We start from the raw sequence: 3,689 nt of genomic DNA, 5'->3' as shown, positions 1-3,689 counted from the left end.
GCGCGGGGTGCGGGGTGTGTGTTCGACTGCGGATCGTGCGTGGTTGCTCGCGCAGTTCCCCGCGCCCCTCAAGGCATCCGACGCGCGGGGAACTGCGCGGCCGGCCCACGCCGGCCTGCGGACAGACGCGCTCACGCCCCGCCGTACGGGTTGTCCTCGCCGTCCGCCAGGATCCCCACGAACGGCTCCCCCTCGCCCCTGAACGCGTACGCGCCCGCCTCGATCCTGGAGATCAGGCCGCCCGTCCACGCCGCCTCCGCGTCCGCCGAGTGGACCCACATGTTCATGATCTCGCCGATGTGGCCCAGGGACTCGGGCCCCTCCTCGGGGGTGTAGTGCTCGGTCACCCGGCTCCGCCAGGCCGCCAGCCGTTCCAGGCGGTCGCGCAGCAGCGCCACCACCTCCGCGCGCGGCAGGTCGACCATGAAGCCGATGGCCGCCGAGAGCATGTCCATCTTCTGGTCGTACGAGGTCAGCGCCGCGCGCAGCAGCTTCAGATACTCCTCCCGGCCCGCCTCCGTCAGCTCGTACTCGGTACGCGGCGGACCGCCCGCCGTGCTCGGCGCGATCTCGTGGGCGTGCAGCACGCCCTCCTTCGCCATCTGTTTGAGGGCGTGGTAGATCGAGCCCGGCTTGGCGTTGGACCACTCGTGGGCGCCCCAGTACTCCAGGTCGTTGCGGACCTGGTAGCCGTGCGCCCGGCCGTGCTGGCGGATCGCGCCGAGGACGAGGAGTCGGATCGCTGACATGCGCGTCAGCCTATGACCTCGGCCGTTCGCGGGAGCAACCAGCTCCGTGCGTGCGAGGGGATCAGAACGGGAACTGGCTCCTCCCGTGCTGCACCGAAATCCACTTCTGGGTCGTGAACGCCTCGATCGTGGAGTCGCCGTTCAGCCGTCCGAGCCCGGAGTACTTCTCGCCGCCGAACGACACCAAAGGCTCGTCCTGGATGGTCGAGTCGTTGACGTGGATCATGCCGGTGACGATCCGCTTGGCGAACCGCACGCCCCGCTCCACGTTGCCGGTGTGGACGGCGCCGCTCAGGCCGTACGGGCTGTCGTTGGCCATCCGTACCGCCTCCTCCTCGCCGTCGAAGGAGAGCAGCAGCACCACCGGGCCGAAGATCTCCTGCCGCAGCAGCGGGGAGTCCTCGGGCAGACCGGTCAGCACGGTGGGCTCGACGAGGCTGCCGCGCGTACGCCCCCGTACGAGCGCGGTGGCGCCCTCCGCGAGGGCCTGGTCGACGAGCGCGGTGAGCGCGTCCGCCTGGAAGCTGTTGATGACCGGGCCGATGTCGGTCGCCGGGTCGGCCGGGTCGCCGGTCTTGAGGGCCGCGACCCGTGCGCAGAACTTCTCGGTGAACTTCTGCTCGATGCTCCGGTCCACCAGGACGCGGTTGGCGGCCATACAGACCTGCCCCTGGTAGACGAAGCGGCTGAAGACCGCCGCCTCGACCGCGTAGTCGATGTCCGCGTCGTCCAGGACCACCAGCGCGCTGTTGCCGCTCAGCTCCAGGATGGCCCGTTTGAAGTGGCTGCCCGCGACGGCGGCCACATGGCGGCCGGTGCGGTCGGAGCCCGCGAACGAGATCACCTTGGGCACCGGGTGCTCTATGAGCGCGTCACCTATCTCGGCTATATCCGTGACCAGCACGTTCAGCAGCCCGGCCGGCAGGCCGGCGTCCTCGAAGATCTTGGCGATGAGGCCGCCGCCGACCACCGGCGCGTTCTGGTTCGGCTTGATCACGACGGCGTTGCCGAGCGCCAGGGCCGGCGCGACCGACTTCAGCGTCACCAGGAAGGGGAAGTTGAAGGGGCTGATGACCCCGACCACACCGACCGGCAGCCGGTAGACGCGGTTCTCCTTGCCGTCGACGGGCGACGGCAGGATCCGGCCCTCCGGCCGTATCGCCAGCTGTATCGCCTCGCGCAGGAACTCCTTGGCGAGGTGCACCTCGTAGCCGGCCTTGAGGCGGGTGCCGCCCAGCTCGGTGACGATGGCCTCGATGATCTCCGGCTCGCGCTCCTCGGTGATCCGCAGCGCGCGCTCGAAGACCAGTCTTCGGCTGTACGGGTTGGTCTCACCCCAGCCGATCTGGGCGCGCTCGGCCGCGCGGTAGGCCTCGTCGACCTCGTCCACCGTGGCGACGGTGATGGCGGCGAGCTTCTCCCCGTTGTAGGGATCGAAGTCGATGATGTCCCACGACCCGCTGCCGGTACGCCACTCGCCGTCGATGTACTGGTGGGCCAGGTCGGTGAAGAAGGACATGCCATCCCTTACTGCTGCCACTGCGCCGCCACCGTGTCCGTCGTCGCGTCCACTGTGTCCCCCGCTTCCGCTACACAACCCTGATGTGACGTCATCGTACTGACGTATCAGATGAGTTGGAGCAGTCCACGGAGAAGATCGCGGCTCTCCTCCGGTCCCGGACTGTCCTTCTGGAGCCGTTCCATCGCCCGCTCGTACTGGGCGACCTCCTCCGGCTTGTCCAGATAGAGCGAGCTGGTGAGCTGCTCCAGATAGACGATGTCGGAGAGGTCGGATTCGGGGAAGCGCAGCAGGGTGAACGCCCCGCTCTCGCCCGCGTGCCCGCCGAAGCTGAACGGCATCACCTGGAGTGTCACGTTCGGCTGCTCGGACACCTCGATGAGGTGCCTCAACTGGCCGCGCATCACATCCCGTTCGCCGTACGGGCGGCGCAGCGCGGCCTCGTCGAGGACGGCGTGGAACTTCGGGGCGCGCTCGGAGACCAGCGCCTTCTGGCGCTCCAGGCGCAGCGCCACCCGGCGGTCGATCTCCGCGCTGGAGCCGTTGGGCATGCCGCGCCGGACGACGGCGTTGGCGTACGCCTCGGTCTGCAACAGGCCGTGCACGAACTGCACTTCGTAGATCCGGATGAGCGAGGCCGCGCCCTCCAGGCCGATGTACGTCTGGAACCAGCCGGGCAGCACGTCGCCGTAACTGTGCCACCAGCCCGCGATGTTGGCCTCTTTCGCCAGCCCCAGGAGCGACGCGCGCTCGGCGTCGTCGGTGACCCCGCCTCACGGGTGATGCCCCGGGACTCGCGCAGGCGCCTGAGCTGCGATCCCAGCAGAATGCGCCGGACCACCGACCCGCTCGACTCTCCTGCGGTCACTTCGCTGTCCCTCCCCAACCGACGGTGCACGGCAGTCTGCCACCAAAACGCTTCACCCCGTACTCATTCGATTACGGAAATGGTCAAGCTCCGAAATCGGCCGCGGGAAGAAATGAGCAACAATCACCACGGGTTCGGACACGCCTGGCACGTGCACGTGCATCTGCCCTTGCATCAGGAGCGGCCATTCGGAACCATGGTCCCCGCGCACCTGCGTGCTCGTCTTGTGTCCTGCTGTGCCTAGCGTTCTGTTCTGCTGTACGCCACGTTCGCCTGTACCGCCACGGCCGCGAATCCCGGGAGTGCCTCACGGGTGATGCCCCGGGACTCGCGCAGGCGCCTGAGCTGCGATCCCAGCAGAATGCGCCGGACCACCGACCCGCTCGACTCTCCTGCGGTCACTTCGCTGTCCCTCCCCAACCGACGGTGCACGGCAGTCTGCCACCAAAACGCTTCACCCCGTACTCATTCGATTACGGAAATGGTCAAGCTCCGAAATCGGCCGCGGGAAGAAATGAGCAACAATCACCACGGGTTCGGACACGCCTGGCAC

Annotated in this window: 2 protein-coding genes and 2 pseudogenes; all 4 read right to left on the bottom strand. The window is 68.1% G+C overall.

Features of this window, described 5'->3' with window-relative positions; all coding sequences use genetic code 11:
* Positions 1 to 131: 131 nt before the first annotated feature.
* Entirely contained in the window at positions 132 to 749 is a 618-nt protein-coding gene (locus ACJA3G_RS33460) for a PadR family transcriptional regulator (RefSeq protein ID WP_406556792.1), read from the bottom strand.
* Positions 750 to 810: 61 nt separating this feature from the next.
* The gene (locus ACJA3G_RS33455) at positions 811 to 2,268 is read right to left on the bottom strand and encodes an aldehyde dehydrogenase family protein (RefSeq protein ID WP_406556791.1); all 1,458 of its coding nucleotides are present in this window, start codon (positions 2,266 to 2,268) and stop codon (positions 811 to 813) included.
* Between the two features lie 107 nt (positions 2,269 to 2,375).
* A pseudogene (locus ACJA3G_RS33450) lies at positions 2,376 to 3,136 on the bottom strand (DUF5753 domain-containing protein).
* Positions 3,137 to 3,397: 261 nt separating this feature from the next.
* A pseudogene (locus ACJA3G_RS33445) lies at positions 3,398 to 3,538 on the bottom strand (XRE family transcriptional regulator); the annotation flags it as partial.
* Positions 3,539 to 3,689: the final 151 nt, after the last annotated feature.

Origin of the sequence: Streptomyces sp. YS-3 (genome assembly GCF_045257485.1) — a bacterium.
In the GTDB taxonomy this organism is placed as follows: Bacteria; Actinomycetota; Actinomycetes; order Streptomycetales; family Streptomycetaceae; genus Streptomyces.
Note: the sequence above shows the minus strand (reverse complement) of the source record. Positions and strands in the feature narration are given on the sequence as shown.